This is a genomic window from Streptomyces sp. NPDC001843 (assembly GCF_042891955.1).
Taxonomy (GTDB): Bacteria; Actinomycetota; Actinomycetes; order Streptomycetales; family Streptomycetaceae; genus Streptomyces.
This window is the reverse complement of record NZ_JBIATQ010000001.1, coordinates 1,175,835-1,191,829: the sequence shown is the minus strand read 5'-3', so window position 1 is coordinate 1,191,829 and position 15,995 is coordinate 1,175,835. Positions and strand designations below refer to the sequence as shown.

Sequence of the window (15,995 nt, the reverse complement as noted above, 5' to 3'; positions counted from 1 at the left end):
GGGCCGGGGTGGGGCCCGCCTTTACGGGGGGGCCCCCCGCTACACGGGCGGCGTGCCACCACCACAAAAACGAAAAAAAAAACACCGAAATGGTAGGGGGGCCCCCGGGGGGGCGGGGGGGGGCGCCGCCATGCTCCTGTCCGGACGCGGGGACACGCCCGAGTCCAAGATCGGTCTCACCTGTGTGAGCGAACTAGTAGAACCAGTACGACCGGCCTACCAGATCGCGTCCACCCACTCCGGGTGGTCGATGAACGGGTTGCGGTTGTGCTGGTAGGAGTCGTAGATGACCTGGTTGCGCTTCTTCTCGAAGGCGCTCGGCGGGTCCTCGTCGTTCCACTGCTTGAGGACGGAGAGCCTGCCGATGTAGGGGGCGCTGCCGTTGTTCACCTTCTCGTTGGGTTCGAGGTCGGCGAAGCCGTCGTCGCCCTCGTAGCGCACCGCCATGTAGAGGATCATCCGGGCCACATCGCCCTTGTCCGCGTCGCGCGGCTCGAAGGAGTCGGAGTCGGTGAGGCTGCCGCCCCCGCCGCTGACCGCGCTGCCGCCGTTGTCGAAGTCCTTGTTGCCGCGGATGCTGTTGACCTGGACGTCCGCGGGACGCAGGTGGTGCAGATCCGAGCCGGGACCGGTCACCTCGCCGAAGTCGCCGTGGGACTTGGCCCATACGTGCTCGCGGTTCCAGTCGCCCGTGTCGCCCCCGCTGAGGGACTTGGCGCGGGAGACACCGCTGTACAGCAGGATCACGTTGTTGCTGTTGTTCGGATCCTGGTCGGTGACCTTCAGCGCGTTCCAGACCGCGGAGTACGAGATCTTGGTCTGGCTGCTGATGATCGTGTGCAGGGACGACTTCAGGCTGGTGCCGGTCTTACCGATCGCGTTCTTGTAGTACGTCGAGTCGTACGAGGTCGTCGTGGCGGCGGCCGGAGCCGCCGTCAGGGCCGGGGCGGTGAGGCCGACCAGGACGGCGGCGGTGGTGAGCGCCACCGGCTTCCAGCGCCGTATGCGTGTCGCCAGCATGTGTGGGGTCCCATCTACGCGGGTTGAACGGAGGCGGCAGACGGGAGCGTGGCATGGACATGTAGCCATGTAAATGAATCGAACATGTCAATCAGATGACCGGTGCCGACAATTCACCCCGCGTCCACGCGAGTTGACACACCGAAGCGGCCCCGGACCGGGTGGTCGGGGGCCGTCGGCCGTTCACCTGCGTCCGTGTCAGCCGACGTCGGACGGGTCGAGGCGGTAGATCGTCGACTGGCTGTTCCGCGACGAAGTGCTCGACGACGAGGAGCCTGACGAGGCGCTCTTGCTGTACGCGCTCTCCTTCACCGCCGTGCCGTTCTTCTCCACCCAGGCGGTGATCTGCTGGTTGAGGCTGCTGTTGCCGCCCATACCTCCGCCGCCGAGCTGGATGTAGTGCAGCTCGCCCTTCTTCACGAGCTCCTTGAGTTTGGCCAGGGTCATCGCCTGGTCGGAGCCGGTGAAGCCCCACATGGAGATGACCGGCTTGCCGGTGCTGATGATGAGTTGTCCGGCGCTCTGCGAATTGGACACCGCAAGGAGCCACTTGGCGCCGTCCTGGTGCTTCTCCAGGTACGACACGAGCCCGCTGTCGGCACCTCCCATGCCCCCCATGCCTCCCGTGCCACCGCCACCGAAGCCGCCGCGCCGGCCACCGGGCAACTCGCCGCCCTGCCCGCCCGGTCGACCCGCGCCCTGGCCGCCAGGCGCACCGCCCTGCGGGAGTTCGCCGTCGCCCCCGCCGGGCGTCATCTGCCCGGGCTGCCCGCCGCCGGGCAGCTCCCCGCTCGCCTGGCCGCCCTGCCGGCTGCCGCCGGGCATCCCGCCGCCGGGACCGCCCCCACCGGGGCCGCCGTTGCCGGTGGACGGGCCCGCCGTCGGGTTGGTACCGCCCATGCCCCCGCCCCTGGAGGACGCGAAGGCAGGCGAGGCCGCGTAGGCCGTCGGGCCGGCGAGGGCCGCCACGATCGCCGCGGCCACGGACGCGGCGAGCAGCCGCGCCCGGTTGCCGGAACGGAAGACGAACAGGCCCACGACGGCCAGGGCCATGAGCCCGCCGACGGCCGGCCACAGCCAGGTGTTCCAGCCGGAGGCCCGGCGCAGCAGCACGGTCGCCCAGACACCGGTGACGGCGAGTCCGGCGGGCAGCACCCATGACCAGCGCGCGTCACCGCCGCGGAAGGCACGCCACAGCATGACGCCACCGGCACCGGTCAGGGCCGCGATGCCGGGGGCGAGCGCGGTCGTGTAGTACGGGTGCATGGTGCCCTCGGCCATGGCGAAGGTCAGGTAGTGCAGGCCCAGCCAGCCACCCCACAGCACCAGCGCGGCGCGCGTGAGGTCGGTGCGCGGGGCCCTGCCGCACAGCACCAGGCCGCCGACGCAGGCGATCGCCGCGAAGGGGATCAGCCAGGAGATCTGCCCGCCGAGGATGTCGTTGAACATCCGGCCGATGCCCGCGGTCCCGGCGAAGGTGCCGCCCCCGCCACCGCCTCCACCGCCGTTGCCCTCGCCGCCGAACACGCGCCCGAGGCCGTTGTACCCCATGATCAGGTTCCAGGCGCTGCCGTCGGTCGAGCCGCCGATGTACGGCCGGTCGTCGGCGGGCACCAGCGACACGGCCGTGGCCCACCAGAAACTGGAGACGGCCAGGGCAACGGCGGCCAGCGCCAGGTTCACGGCCTTCTTCCGCCGGCCGAGCCTCGACGCGTACACGTACACGGCGAAGACGGCCGGCAGGGCGATGTAGCCCTGGAGCATCTTCGTGTTGAAGGCGAGACCGAAGCAGACCGCGGAGCCGAGCAGCGGCAGCAGCCTGTCGTCGCGGGTGGCGCGCAGGGCGAGTGCCGCGCCAGCGACCATCAGGAACACGAGGACGGTGTCGGGGTTGTTGTCCCGGTTGATGGCGACCGTGATCGGGGTCAGCGCCAGGACGAGAGCGGCGATGGCGGCCGCCGCGTGTCCGAAGACCCGCTTCACGGAAGCGTGCAGGATCCAGATGGTGCCCAGTGCGGCCGCGATCTCGGGGGCCATCATCTGCCAGGTGCCGTAGCCGAGGATCCGGCAGGACAGACCCATGATCATGAGCGCGAACGGCGGCTTGTCGACGGTGATGAAGTTGCCCGCGTCGAGCGAGCCGAAGAACCACGCCTCCCAGCTCTTCGTTCCGCTGTAGACGGCCGCGCTGTAGAAGCTGTTGAGGCTGGAACCGGAGAGGTTCCAGGAGTAGAGCACCGCCGCGAGGATCAGGATCGCGATCAGCGCGGGGAGCGACCAGCGGGGTGCCGCCTCCGGGGCCGCCGCGGACGGGGCGGGCGCCGACGGCTCAGGGGTCACGGTCGGTCGGGGATGTGGATCGGTGGCAGATGTCACGGGCGCAGCCTGCCGGGCGGGCGTGGGTGAGGGCTGTGGCGCACCTGGCCGCCGCCTGTGAATACGCACAGGGGCCGGTCATGCCCGTCGGCCAACTCGTCGTAGAGCCTTTGCCCAACGATCACTCGCCCTCGTACAACCATTCACTCGAACCTGTGAGTCATCAGATGCATGACTCACGGGAATTCCAGAAGGGCCCGAGTACTGGCGGCCGCTGTCGGCGCCGCGGTGCTCATACCGGGCGTCGTCGCCGCCACCCCGGCCGCCGCGACGACCCCCACGGTCAGCTGTACGTCCGCCAAGGCGGGCCTGGCCGACAAGTTGAAGAAGGACATCACGGCGGCCCTCGCGAACCGCAAGGGCACCGTCGCCGTCGGTCTCTACGACCGCTCCACCAAGACGACCTGCACCCTGCGCGCGACCACGTCCTACGACTCGGCCAGCACCGTCAAGGTCACCGTCCTCGCCACGCTGCTGTGGGACGCCAAGAAGCACAACCGGTATCTGACGACCACTGAGCAGTCGCTCGCCAAGGCGATGATCACGCAGTCGGACAACGCCGCGACCACCAGGCTGTGGAAGCAGCTGGGCATGACGAAGATCAAGGGCTTCCTGGCCGCCGCCGGCATGACGAAGACCACGCCGGGCACGGACGGTTACTGGGGACTGACCCAGGAGAACGTCACCGACGAGCAGAAGCTGCTCCAGCTCATCACCGCCAAGAACGCGGTGCTGAGCGACAACTCCCGCGCGTACATCCTGAAGCTGATGGGCCAGGTCATCTCCTCGCAGCGCTGGGGCACGCCCGCCGGTGCGCCGTCCACCGTCGCCGTGCACGTCAAGAACGGCTGGCTGCAACGCGCCACGCACGGCTGGCGGGTGCACAGCCTCGGCACCTTCAACGGTGCCGGACACGACTACATGATCTCCGTGCTGACGCAGGACAACAGCACCATGGACTACGGCGTCACCACCATCCAGAACGTCGCCAAGGCCATCCACAAGGACCTGGTGCCGACCACGTCCGGCGTCACCACCTACACCCCGACCAGCACGCCCCGCGAGGCGTTCGTGGCGGTGCCGGAACAGGGCTGACGCCCGGTCACCGAAAGGGGCCGACGCTTCACGAGGCGGTCTCCCGCCGGTCACCGGACCGTCCTACGGTGACCGGCATGCGCCTGAGAACCGTACTCGCCACCCTCACCGCCGGCCTGGCGGCGGCCACCTGCCTGTCCGCCGCCGGGCCTGCCGACGCCGCCGTCGGCCATGCCTGTTCGCCCGCCGTCTCGATCGACCGCTTCTCCGACGCGCTCGACAAGACGACGTACCAGGGCACCTTCGTCGGCAACTTCTCCGCGCTCGCCGTGGACCTCCCCCACTCTCGGCTTCGCTCGAGCGGGGGGACCCCCATCGGCACGCTCGCCGCCCTCTCCGACCGCTCGTCCCTGTTCTCCCTGGACGCGAAGACGCTCGCGCCGAAGGCCGTCGTCCCCCTCGCCGACGAGAACGGCGCCGCGCTCGACTCCGAGGGCCTGGTCGTCGACCGGGACGGCACCCGCCTGATCACCTCCGAGACCGAGCCGTCCGTACGCCGCTACTCCCGCGAGGGCGAGATCCTCGACCGCCTGCCCGTGCCGGGCTCACTCCAGGTCGCGCCGGCGGGCCGTGCCCAGTCCAACGGCACCTTCGAAGGGCTGACCCTGCTCCCCGGCGGCCGCATCCTGCTGGCGTCCATGGAGTACGCGCTCTCCGGCGACACCGCCGGCATCGTCCGTTTCCAGACCTGGCAGCGGACGAAGGGCGACCACTTCAGGCTCGGCGCCCAGTACGCCTACCGCACCGACCCCGGACTCGGCGTCCCCGAGGTCCAGGCGACCCCCGACGGCCGCCTGCTGGTCCTCGAGCGGGGCTTCACCTCCGGCGTCGGCAACACGGTCCGCCTCTATCTGGCCGACCCGCGCCGCGCCACCGACACCAGCGGCATCGAGAACCTGACCGGTCAGGCCGGCGTCCGCCTGATCAGGAAGACCCTGCTCACCGACATCGCCACCTGCCCGACGCTGGGCGCCACCGCCAGGCAGCCCCAGCCCAACCCCCTCCTCGACAACATCGAGGGGATGGTGGTCACGGGACGTACGAGCGGCCGCCTGCAGGTCCTGCTGGTCAGCGACGACAACCAGAACGCGGTGCAGACGACGCGCTTCTACCACCTGCGGGTGCGTATTCGGTGACGGTCATTCCAGCTCGGTGACGTGGTCGGCGGTGCCTCCGCGCCACTCGATGAGGAAGAGGGTGGCGTCGTCGCTGCTGCGTCCGCCGCGTTCGGCCTTCAGCGTGTGGGACAGCCGGCGCACCGCCGCCCGTACTCCCTCTCCGGCCTCGCTCATGCGGTTGACACAGTCGATGAGCTGCTGCTCGCCGAACGGTTCACCGCCGGACTCGTGCTCCTCGATCACTCCGTCCGTGTAGCACAGCAGCCGATCGCCGGGCTGGAGCTGCATTTCGCTCATGCGGGGCGTTTCGCCGCCGAAGCCCACCGGCAGGGTGGTCGGGCTGTGCAAGGCCTGCGCCACCCGGTGGTCGCGGATCAGCAGAGGGGCGGGGTGGCCGGCGTTGACCCATTCCAGGTGGCCGCTGACCACGTTCAGGTGCATCATCTGCGCGGTGACGAAGTGGTCGGGCCCGAACTGCCGGGTGACGGCCTGGTCCATGAAGGCGTACTTCTCGGCCAGGCTGATGTCGCCGCGCCGGGCGTGGCGGTAGGCGCCGATGGCGACCGTGGCCATGGTGGCGGCGTCCAGGTCGTGGCCCATCGCGTCGATGACGGCCACGTGCAGGATGCTGTCGTTGAGGGCGTAGTCGAAGCTGTCGCCGGCGACGTTGTAGGCGGGCTCCAGGATGCCGGCCACCTCGACCTGCGGCACGGACATCGCCAGCGGCGGCAGCAGGGTCCACTGCATCTCCGCGGCCACGCTCATCGGCTGTCTGCGCCGGGCCAGGAAGAACAGGTCGGTGTAGGCGTGCTTGGTGACCATCATGTCGGCGACCAGGCTGGCGAGCCTGCGCAGCAGGCGCCGGTCGTCGTCGTCCACCTCGTCCAGTGTCAGGGCCAGTACGCCGATCTGGTCGCTGCCGTCCAGCATCGGCAGGAACATCCGGACCGCGCCGTTCTGCGGAACCTCGACGATGTCCGCCTTCAGAAAGGCCTGTCCGGCGATCGAATCACTGATCGCCTCAGGCGCGCCGATGACCAGTTTCCGGCCCGGCAACGGCACCAGCAGTTCCTGTGCGTAGTCCTGCAGCAGCACCGAGACCTCGCGCCCGCCGATCCTGGCCACCCGCTCCGCGATCAGCGGAGCCATCAGATGCGGCGGCACCAGGTGGGACTGGTCCAGCAACAACCCCAGAAGCCGCTCACCGAAACCCTCCGACCGGTCCACCGCACTGTTCGTCACGGCGAAATTCTCCCTGGCCGCCGCCCTCTCCGCCGCGCCCAGCACACCAGACACCGGCCACTGAGCACCCCAACAGCGCAACCGCTCGCGCCGCGCACCGCCCCCGATTGTTGCGGAGGGATGAAATCCGCTTCCGTGGGCGTTGATGCCTTCCGGTAGACCAGGACGAAAACCGGAGGGCACCGCGTGACACCGCAACGGGGATGGGCACGGCGACTGGCCGGATACGCGTGGCGCTATCCGAAGGACGTCGTCCTGGCCCTCGGCGCCTCGCTCGCCGGCATGGCCGTCATGGCGCTCGTCCCGCTGATCACCAAGGTGATCATCGACGACGTGATCGGCGACCACAGCCGGGACATGGCCCCCTGGGCGGGCGCCCTCGTCGCGGCCGCACTCCTCGTCTACGCCTCGGCCTACGTCCGCCGCTACTACGGCGGCCGTCTCGCCCTCGACGTCCAGCACGACCTGCGCACCGAGATGTACGGGACGATCACCCGCCTCGACGGCCGCCGCCAGGACGAGTTGTCCACCGGGCAGGTGGTCGGCCGGGCCACCAGCGACCTCCAGCTCATCCAGGGCCTGCTCTTCATGCTGCCGATGACCATCGGCAACGTCCTGCTCTTCCTGATCTCCCTGGTCATCATGGCCTGGCTGTCGCTGCCGCTGACCCTGGTCGCCCTCGCGGTCGCCCCCGCGCTGTACTGGATCGCCAAGCGCAGCCGCTCCAGGCTGCACCCCGCCACCTGGTACGCCCAGGCCCAGGCCGCCGCCGTCGCGGGAGTGGTCGACGGGGCCGTCAGCGGCGTACGCGTGGTCAAGGGCTTCGGGCAGGAGGAGCAGGAGACAGGAAAACTCCGCGAGGTCGGCCGCCGCCTCTTCGCGGGACGCCTGCGCACCATCCGGCTGAACAGCAGGTACACCCCCGCCCTCCAGGCCGTGCCCGCGCTCGGCCAGGCCGCCATGCTGGCACTCGGCGGCTGGCTGGCCGTGGGCGGCCACATCACCCTCGGCACCTTCGTCGCCTTCTCCACCTACCTCGCCCAGCTCGTCGGCCCGGTCCGCATGCTCGCCGTGGTCCTCACCGTCGGCCAGCAGGCCCGTGCCGGCACCGAACGCGTGCTGGAGCTCATCGACACCGAGCCCTCCATGAAGGACGGCACCAAGGCCCTCCCCGCGGACGCCCCCGCGACCGTCGAGTTCGACGACGTGTCCTTCGGATACGCGGATGAGCACCCTGTGCTCCAGGGCCTGAGCTTCGAGATCCGCCCCGGCGAGACCCTCGCCGTCGTCGGCTCCTCCGGCTCCGGCAAGTCCACCGTCTCCCTCCTCCTGCCGCGCTTCTACGACGTCACCCACGGCGCCGTCCTGGTCGGCGGCCACGACGTCCGCGAGCTGACCCTCGACTCACTGCGCGCCGCGATCGGCCTGGTCCCCGAGGACTCCTTCCTGTTCTCCGACACCGTCCGGGCCAACATCGCCTACGGCCGCCCCGACGCCACCCAGGAGGAGATCGAGGCCGCCGCCCGCGCCGCCCAGGCGGACCGTTTCATCGCCGAGCTGCCCGAGGGCTACGACACCAAGGTCGGCGAGCACGGCCTCACCCTCTCCGGCGGCCAGCGCCAGCGCGTCGCGCTCGCCCGCGCCCTGCTCACCGACCCCCGGCTGCTGGTCCTGGACGACGCCACCTCCGCCGTGGACGCCCGCGTCGAGCATGAGATCCACGAGGCGCTGAAGCAGGTCATGCGGGGCCGCACCACCCTGCTCATCGCCCACCGCCGCTCCATCCTCAACCTCGCCGACCGTATCGCCGTCCTCGACGCCGGCCGCCTCGCCGACATCGGCACCCACGAGGAACTGCAGGAACGCTCCGCCCTCTACCGCCGCCTGCTCACCGACCCCGACGAGCTCGGCGGCGTCTCCCCGGGCCACGCCCAGCCCGCCGCGCCCGACGAGGACACCTCCGTCCGGGACGAACTCGACGCCGAGTTCGACGCCGAGCGGGGCGTGACCCCCCACCTGTGGACCGGCGACCGCGAGCCGAAGGACACCGCCCTCGCCGGAACCCCGGCCACCCCCGAGCTCCTCGCCCAGGTGGAGGCGCTGCCCCCGGCCACGGACACCCCGGACATCGACGAGGCGCGCGCGGTGCGCCCGGAGGACTCCTACGGCCTCAGGCGCCTGCTCCACGGCTTCGGCCGGCCCCTCCTCGTCAGCCTGCTGCTCGTCGCCGTCGACGCCGGCATGGGCCTGCTGCTGCCGATCCTGATCCGGCACGGCATCGACCAGGGCGTCACCCGGATGGCCCTCGGCGCCGTCTGGTCGGCCTCGCTGCTCGCCCTGCTCGCCGTGACCCTGCAGTGGGCCGCGCAGGTCGGCGAGACCCGGATGACCGGCCGCACCGGCGAACGCGTCCTGTACTCCCTGCGCCTGAAGATCTTCGCCCAGCTCCAGCGGCTCGGCCTCGACTACTACGAGCGCGAGCTGACCGGCCGGATCATGACCCGGATGACGACGGACGTCGACGCGCTGTCCACCTTCCTCCAGACGGGCCTGGTCACCGCCTTCGTCTCGGTCGTCACCTTCTTCGGGATCATGGTCGCCCTGCTGGTGATCGACGTCCAGCTCGCGCTGGTCGTCTTCGCGACCCTGCCCCCGCTGATCGTCGCCACGTACTTCTTCCGCCGGGCCAGCGTGAAGGCGTACGAACTCGCCCGCGAGCGCGTGTCGGCGGTCAACGCCGACCTCCAGGAGTCGGTGTCCGGGCTGCGGATCGTGCAGGCCTTCCGGCGCGAGCGGGACGGCGGGCGCCGTTTCGCCGAACGCAGCGACAGCTACCGGCGCGCACGCATACGCGGCCAGTGGCTGATATCGATCTACTTCCCCTTCGTCCAGCTGCTGTCCTCGGTCGCCGCGGCCTCCGTACTGATCGCGGGCGCGGGCCGGATCGAGGCGGCCACGCTGACGACGGGCGCGCTGGTCGCCTATCTGCTCTACATCGACCTGTTCTTCGCCCCCGTCCAGCAGCTCTCCCAGGTCTTCGACGGCTACCAGCAGGCGACGGTGTCGCTGGGCCGCATCCAGGAACTGCTCCGGGAACCGACGTCCACCGAGTCCACCGGACAGCCGCAGCGGGTGCGTTCGCTCCGGGGCGACGTCGCCTTCGAGAACGTGCACTTCGCGTACGGCCAGGACCACGACTCGGCGGACGGCGCCGACGAACAGGCGCTGACCGGCATCGACCTGACGATCCCCGCCGGTCAGACGGTCGCCTTCGTCGGTGAGACCGGCGCGGGCAAGTCGACCCTGGTGAAGCTGGTGGCCCGGTTCTACGACCCCACCGCCGGCCGGGTCACGGTCGACGGCACCGACCTGCGCGCCCTGGACCTCACCTCGTACCGGCACCGCCTCGGGGTGGTTCCCCAGGAGGCGTACCTCTTCCAGGGCACCGTCCGCGACGCCATCGCCTACGGCCGCCCCGACGCCACCGACGCCGAGGTGGAGGCCGCGGCCCGGGCGGTCGGCGCCCACGACATGATCGCCACGCTCGACGGCGGCTACCTGCACGAGGTCGCCGAACGCGGCCGCAACCTCTCGGCGGGCCAGCGCCAGCTCATCGCCCTCGCCCGTGCCGAACTCGTCGACCCCGACGTCCTGCTTCTCGACGAGGCCACGGCGGCCCTCGACCTGGCCACGGAGGCCCAGGTCAACCAGGCGACGGACCGGCTGACGGGCCGTCGGACCACGCTCGTCGTCGCCCACCGCCTGACCACGGCCGCCCGCGCCGACCGGGTCGTGGTGATGGACCACGGCCGCGTCGCCGAGGACGGCACCCACGAGGAACTGCTCGCCCTGGACGGCCGGTACGCCGAACTGTGGCGGACGTTCATCGGCCAGGCGGAACCGGAGGAGCCGGTGGGGGCGCCCCGCTGAGAAGGCGGTCGTCGTGCAACCATTCGACATATGTCGTGCGTCCGTACATCAGTACGTTCATGGCTGGTACATGACCTATGTACGGAGGAACGACAGTGGACAGTGGTGCGATACGCCGGCGCCTGGCGCTCGGCGCGGCCGTGCTGGCCGCGTCCGGGGTGTTCGGCCTCGTGGCGCCGGGCGGCGCCCAGGCGGCGGCGATGACGTCCTGCGCCGGGCGCGAGGTGAAGACCCTGCCCTTCTCCACCGGAGCCGTGCACGTCTACAAGCGCAACGGCTACGTGTGCGCGCTCACCACCCCGAAGAAGAACGGCGGCAAGCGTGCGATGTCGGTCAGCGTCCAGGCGCGCGGAAACCGTCCCGTCGTCGACAAGGGCCGCTACGCCCACCACGCCGGCCCGGTGACGGTGCACGCAGGCCACCGCTGCGTGTGGATCAAAGGCTCGGTGGGCCGCGGCTCGGTGAGCTCGGGCTGGATCCTGTGCTGACTCTCCGGGGTACTCACAACCGGCGCGCGCAGCCCACCGGATCACGCCCGCCGAGCTGGACGTACAGGGCCGTCGACGGCGGGCACTGACGGCGGGCCGGCACCGCCTTCGTGATCCTGTACCGGGGTTTCCGGGTGCCCGAGCCGTCGCACGCCGTCTCGCGCACCCGGCCGCCGCCTGAGTCGTAGACGCAGTCGCCCTGGACGGTGCGAGGGCCGCCACCGTGGCCGGGATCGCCGGGGTGCGGGGGTTCCAGGTTGCGCATACAGGCGTAGCCCTGGGGGACGGTGCCGTCCCCGCCCTTCGGCGAGGACGGGCTCCGCGCGCCGATGTGCAGGACGAAGTCGGTGGTGGGCGGGCACAGCGGGCCGTGGCTCGCGGTGCCGTCGTGGCGGGCGACGACCCGGGCCGCCGCCCGTTCACCGGAGCACGGCACCTCGGTGAAGCCGGCGGTGCCGAAGGAGCTGCACTCGCCGACCGCGAGGAACCGGGCGCCGTAGCCGGTGGCCGGGGTGGCCGCCCCGGCCGGTGTGCCGTGCGCGGCGGGCGCGCGCTGGCAGCCCGTCAGCAGGGCGAGGGGCAGCGCGAGCAGCCCGCACACCAGCCCCACAGAACGTCTCACGCGCAACCCCATCCCCTCGGACACCCCCTGTCCAGCGTGACCCGTGGTGATGGGCCACGTCAGACGTTTCGGAGGCTTTCCGACCCGTGTGGGGGTTACGCCCCATGCGTGACGTACGTCTAGTACGTCAGCCCATGGCCGATGGGATACAGCACCTGCGCCGGATCGTCCGCCCGCTGCACCGGCACCGGCAGCCTTCCGCGCGGTCCGACCCGCCCGGCGACCACCCGCGCGGCGGCGCGAAGTTCGACGTCGGTCCAGGAGTAGGTAGCCAGGCAGGACTTCACGGAAGGCAGCACCGCGACGTCGTACGGATTGCGGACGGCGATCGCCACCACCGGTCTGCCCGTGCCGACCAGCCGTTCCACCAGCATCTGCTGGCCGCTGCCCGCCGTGACGTTGTACGTCGCCACGACCACCGCGTCCATGTCCCGCGCCGCCGTGACCGCCTTGGCGACGGTCGCATCGGAGGGGGCCGTTCCGGTCGGCAGGGCGGTGGCCGTGAAGCCGAGTTCGGTGAGGGCGGCGGCCAGGACACCGGTGGGCGGCCCCGTGGTCCCGGAGGGCGAGGCCGGGTCGGCGCCGACCACCAGCAGCCGGGGGTGCGTGCGGCGGGAGAGCGGGAGCAGCCGGCCCTCGTTGACCAGCAGGGTGGTCGTGCGCTCGGCGATGCGGTCGGCGGTGTCCAGGTGCTGGGGGATGCCGACCGTCCGGTGCACACCGGCCGCGTCGACGTACGGCCGCTCCAGCAGCCCCAGCCTCGACTTCAGCCGCAGAATCCGCAGGATCGACTCGTCGAGCCGAGCCTCCGTCAGCTCCCCCTCCTTCACCGCGCGCAGTACGGCGTTCCAGGCCACGTCCAGACTCGGCGGGTTGAGCAGTTGGTCGACACCCGCCTTCAGCGCGAGCACCGGCACCCGGTCGTCCCCGTACTTCGTACGGACGCCCTGCATGCCGAGGGAGTCGGTGACCACGACACCGTCGTAGCCGAGCTCCCCGCGCAGGATGCCGGTGAGGACGGGCCGGGAGAGGGTGGCCGGGTCGCCGGAGTCGTCGAGGGCCGGGAACTGGATGTGCGCGGTCATGACCGAGTCGATGCCCGCGCTGATCGCCGCCCGGAACGGCACCGCGTCCAGCTTCTCCCACAGCTCCCGGCTGTGCGTGATGACGGGGAAGCCGAAGTGGCTGTCGACGGCGGTGTCCCCGTGCCCCGGGAAGTGCTTGGCGGTCGCCGCGACCCCGGCCGCCTGATACCCCTTCACCTCGGCCGCCACCAGCCCGGCCACGGCCTGCGGGTCCGCCCCGAAGGAGCGTACGCCGATGACCGGGTTGGCCGGGTTGACGTTCACGTCCGCGTCGGGGGAGTAGTCCTGGCGGATGCCCATGGCGCGCAGCTCCGCACCGGAGATCCGGCCGAGGGTGCGGGCGTCGGTGCGGGAGCGGCCCGCCCCGATCGCCATCGCGCCGGGGAACAGGGTCGCGGGCTTGCCGACGCGGCACACGGCGCCGTGCTCCTGGTCGGTGGCGATGAGCACGGGCAGACCGCGGGGCTGCTGGAGCGACGCCCGCTGGATCCCGTTGGACAGTTCCGCGATCTGCCGCGGATCCCGGGTGTTGTGCGCCCAGGTGAAGTAGATGATGCCGCCGACCCGGTACCTGGCGACCAGCTCGGCGGCCGTGCGTACGCCGATCTCCTTCAGGTTGGCGTCGATGTCGGCCTGGTCGGGGGCGGTGGCCGAGTGCCCGTACACCCGCATCACGAACAGCTGACCGACCTTCTCCTCCAGCGTCATGCCGGAGATGAGGGCGCGGAGCTTCTTGTCGCCGGGTGCGGCGTGCGCGGTACCGCCGACCGTCACCGTCGCGGTGACCCCCGCCGTCGCGGCGAGGACGGTACGTCTGGAGGGCCGTGCGGTGTTTCCCGTGCTTCCCGTGCCGGTCTGGTGCACGTGCACTCCTTCCGGAAAGGATCCGCTGGAGGTCCGCTGAAGGAAACTTCCGAGAACTCACCCATATCCGGGAAGTTTCTGCCAGTCAAGGGAAAGCACAGTAACCAGAAAGGTGCCGCCACCGGCGCAGGCGGAGAGGGGCGCGCCGATGGCGGTGCGTCAGCCCAGCTCGTAGTCGAAGGAGTACGGGAAAGGCGACTCACCGGGGCGGTACGTGAAGGTGCCCGAGCCGCGCAGCCCGGCCAGCTCCCCGGTGCCCGACCCGGGCACCACCTCGAAGGAACAGAGAACGGAACCGTCCTCCTCGAACGACCCGCGCTCCTCCACCGCGAAGCTCCCCTCCCGGCCGTCCAGCCGCCCGGCGAGCAGCTCCATGCCGGTGAACGTCCCCGTCTTCTCGGTGACGTAGACGATGGTGTACTCACACGTCGTGCGGGCCGCCTCGATGCCGCCGGTGAAGGCGTTGACGACCGAGGCACGGGTGAGCTTCGGACTCGTCCCCTCCGGACTGACCGTGCGCTCCTCCCAGTTGGCGTAGGAGATGTGACCGGCGGTGTGCGTGGGCATGCGGTTCCCTTCGACGAAGCGGTGTGCGCCTGTACCGCCACCCTGCCGCCCGTACCTGACACCTTCTGTCAGGTACGGCACCCGATCGGCAGAATGACGGCATGCGCGCCGACCGCCTCCTCTCCCTGCTCCTCCTCCTGCAGAACCGCGGCCGGATGACCGCCCCCGAACTCGCGGCGGAGCTGGAGGTGTCGGTGCGTACCGTCTACCGGGACATCGAGGCACTGGGCGCCTCTGGCGTCCCCGTGTGCGCCGACCGCGGCCCCGCCGGCGGCTACCGCCTGATGGAGGGCTACCGCACCCGGCTGACCGGCCTCACCGACGCCGAGGCCGACGCCCTCTTCCTCGCCGGGGCACCAGGCCCCGCCCAGGACCTGGGCCTGGGCGCCGTCCTGGCCACCGCCCAGCTGAAACTGCGCGCAGCCCTCCCGGCCGAACTCGCCGACCGCACCCGCCGCATCCAGGAACGCTTCCACCTCGACACCCCCGCCTGGTTCCGGGACGCCGACCCGGTGCCGTGTCTCGAGCCGGTCGCGCGAGCGGTGTGGGACCAACGGGTGCTGCGCACGCACTACCGGCGCTGGCGCGGCGAGGTGCACCGCGAGCTACGCCCTCTGGGCCTGGTCCTCAAGGGCGGCAACTGGTACCTGCTGGCGCTCGCCGACGGCACCGTACGCACGTACCGCATGTCCCGCTTCGTGACCGTGGACCTCACGGAGGACACCTTCGAACGCCCCGCCGGCTTCGACCTCGCCGCCCACTGGGCGGAGTCCTCCCGGCACCTGGAACAGGCACTCCACCAGGACACCGCCCGCCTGCGCATCTCCCCCCGGGCCCAGCGCCTGCTGCCGATGCAGTTCGGCACGCCCGGCACACAAGCCCTGGCCGACGCCGGACCACCGGACGACAAGGGCTGGGTCGAGGTGGACATGCCGGTGGAATCCCAGCCCGTCGCGGTCACCGACCTGCTCCGACTGGGCCCGGAGGCGGAGGTACTCGGCCCGGCCGAGCTGCGGCAGGCGGTCACCGAGGCCGTAGCCGCACTGGCGAGCCGCTACGGACTGGGCGGAGGCGGCTGACGACGACGTGCCTGGCAACACCCTTCCGAGGATGGCCACTTGTTACTCTCTCCGATCATGCGAGCCCTCTTCCCAGGATCCTTCGACCCGGTCACTCAAGGGCACCAGGACGTACTCCGGCGCGCTGCCCGCCTGTTCGACGAGGTCGTCGTGTGCGTGATGTCCAATGCGAACAAGACCGGCCGCTTACCCGTCGCGGAACGGCTGGACAGGCTTCGCGCGGCAGCGACCGACCTGAGCAACGTCACGGTCGACTCCCACACCGGCGGCCTGCTGGTCGACTACTGCCGCCGAGCCGCGATCGACGTCGTCGTCCGCGGGGTCCGTGGCGTTCGCGACCTGGACCACGAAATGCCGATGGCCCGTATGAACCACGAACTGGCCGGAGTCGAGACGTTCTTCATCGCCGCCGATCCCGCCCTGGCCCACATCTCCTCCACCCTCGTGAGCGAGCTTCCCGCAGCGGGTGGGGGCGGCGGCCAGGGTTCCTGAGCCCCGTCCCGCGCGGT

General features: G+C 70.9%; 12 protein-coding genes. 6 read left to right on the top strand and 6 right to left on the bottom strand.

All coding sequences use genetic code 11. The annotated features are described in order from the left end of the window. Window positions 1-216: 216 nt before the first annotated feature. Together ACFYZQ_RS05475 and ACFYZQ_RS05470 are read right to left on the bottom strand one after the other, a co-directional pair. The gene (locus ACFYZQ_RS05475) at window positions 217-1,020 is read right to left on the bottom strand and encodes an endonuclease I family protein (RefSeq protein ID WP_389141815.1); all 804 of its coding nucleotides are present in this window, start codon (window positions 1,018-1,020) and stop codon (window positions 217-219) included. A gap of 198 nt (window positions 1,021-1,218) precedes the next feature. Then, window positions 1,219-3,396: a glycosyltransferase family 39 protein gene (locus ACFYZQ_RS05470; protein WP_389141813.1), complete on the bottom strand. Its 2,178-nt coding sequence runs from the start codon at window positions 3,394-3,396 to the stop codon at window positions 1,219-1,221. Between the two features lie 171 nt (window positions 3,397-3,567). Here ACFYZQ_RS05470 and ACFYZQ_RS05465 point away from each other — a divergent pair, with 171 nt between their 5' ends. Next, window positions 3,568-4,491 carry a serine hydrolase gene (locus ACFYZQ_RS05465; RefSeq protein ID WP_389141811.1) on the top strand — a complete coding sequence of 308 codons (924 nt, stop codon included), beginning with the start codon at window positions 3,568-3,570 and terminating at the stop codon, window positions 4,489-4,491. 77 nt (window positions 4,492-4,568) lie between these two features. Continuing rightward, window positions 4,569-5,627 carry an esterase-like activity of phytase family protein gene (locus tag ACFYZQ_RS05460; protein ID WP_389141809.1) on the top strand — a complete coding sequence of 353 codons (1,059 nt, stop codon included), beginning with the start codon at window positions 4,569-4,571 and terminating at the stop codon, window positions 5,625-5,627. A gap of 3 nt (window positions 5,628-5,630) precedes the next feature. On the opposite strand, the gene ACFYZQ_RS05455 is transcribed toward ACFYZQ_RS05460, so the two are convergent. Continuing rightward, window positions 5,631-6,851, bottom strand: a complete 1,221-nt coding sequence (locus tag ACFYZQ_RS05455; protein WP_389141807.1) for a PP2C family protein-serine/threonine phosphatase — start codon at window positions 6,849-6,851, stop codon at window positions 5,631-5,633. 186 nt (window positions 6,852-7,037) lie between these two features. On the opposite strand from ACFYZQ_RS05455, the gene ACFYZQ_RS05450 reads away from it, so the two are divergent. Further along, complete coding sequence (locus tag ACFYZQ_RS05450) at window positions 7,038-10,781, top strand: ABC transporter ATP-binding protein (RefSeq protein WP_389141805.1); 3,744 nt, start codon at window positions 7,038-7,040, stop codon at window positions 10,779-10,781. 95 nt (window positions 10,782-10,876) lie between these two features. Further along, a complete protein-coding gene (locus tag ACFYZQ_RS05445; protein ID WP_389141803.1) occupies window positions 10,877-11,269 on the top strand; it encodes a hypothetical protein in 393 nt (130 codons plus the stop codon). 13 nt (window positions 11,270-11,282) lie between these two features. Here the strand turns inward: ACFYZQ_RS05445 and ACFYZQ_RS05440 are convergent, their stop codons facing one another. The 3 genes from ACFYZQ_RS05440 to ACFYZQ_RS05430 all read right to left on the bottom strand — a co-directional run bounded on the left by ACFYZQ_RS05440 (window position 11,283) and on the right by ACFYZQ_RS05430 (window position 14,407). Next, on the bottom strand, window positions 11,283-11,903 hold the full coding sequence (locus tag ACFYZQ_RS05440; protein ID WP_389141801.1) for a hypothetical protein: 621 nt from the start codon (window positions 11,901-11,903) through the stop codon (window positions 11,283-11,285). Window positions 11,904-12,010: 107 nt separating this feature from the next. Continuing rightward, window positions 12,011-13,840, bottom strand: coding sequence for a glycoside hydrolase family 3 protein (locus tag ACFYZQ_RS05435; protein WP_389141799.1), 1,830 nt, complete (start codon window positions 13,838-13,840; stop codon window positions 12,011-12,013). A gap of 159 nt (window positions 13,841-13,999) precedes the next feature. Beyond that, window positions 14,000-14,407 carry a DUF3224 domain-containing protein gene (locus tag ACFYZQ_RS05430; RefSeq protein WP_389141797.1) on the bottom strand — a complete coding sequence of 136 codons (408 nt, stop codon included), beginning with the start codon at window positions 14,405-14,407 and terminating at the stop codon, window positions 14,000-14,002. A gap of 101 nt (window positions 14,408-14,508) precedes the next feature. Here ACFYZQ_RS05430 and ACFYZQ_RS05425 point away from each other — a divergent pair, with 101 nt between their 5' ends. Together ACFYZQ_RS05425 and coaD are read left to right on the top strand one after the other, a co-directional pair. Further along, window positions 14,509-15,486 carry a helix-turn-helix transcriptional regulator gene (locus tag ACFYZQ_RS05425; RefSeq protein WP_389141796.1) on the top strand — a complete coding sequence of 326 codons (978 nt, stop codon included), beginning with the start codon at window positions 14,509-14,511 and terminating at the stop codon, window positions 15,484-15,486. Between the two features lie 57 nt (window positions 15,487-15,543). After that, complete coding sequence (coaD, locus tag ACFYZQ_RS05420) at window positions 15,544-15,978, top strand: pantetheine-phosphate adenylyltransferase (RefSeq protein ID WP_389141794.1); 435 nt, start codon at window positions 15,544-15,546, stop codon at window positions 15,976-15,978. Window positions 15,979-15,995: the final 17 nt, after the last annotated feature.

Bases quoted from the DNA above. Each gene is read 5' to 3' on its own strand.
- ACFYZQ_RS05425 (WP_389141796.1), top strand. From the start codon at position 14,509: ATGCGCGCCGACCGCCTCCTCTCCCTGCTCCTCCTCCTGCAGAACCGC.
- ACFYZQ_RS05430 (WP_389141797.1), bottom strand. From the start codon at position 14,407: ATGCCCACGCACACCGCCGGTCACATCTCCTACGCCAACTGGGAGGAG.
- ACFYZQ_RS05475 (WP_389141815.1), bottom strand. From the start codon at position 1,020: ATGCTGGCGACACGCATACGGCGCTGGAAGCCGGTGGCGCTCACCACC.
- ACFYZQ_RS05460 (WP_389141809.1), top strand. From the start codon at position 4,569: ATGCGCCTGAGAACCGTACTCGCCACCCTCACCGCCGGCCTGGCGGCG.
- ACFYZQ_RS05440 (WP_389141801.1), bottom strand. From the start codon at position 11,903: ATGGGGTTGCGCGTGAGACGTTCTGTGGGGCTGGTGTGCGGGCTGCTC.
- ACFYZQ_RS05465 (WP_389141811.1), top strand. From the start codon at position 3,568: ATGACTCACGGGAATTCCAGAAGGGCCCGAGTACTGGCGGCCGCTGTC.
- coaD (WP_389141794.1), top strand. From the start codon at position 15,544: ATGCGAGCCCTCTTCCCAGGATCCTTCGACCCGGTCACTCAAGGGCAC.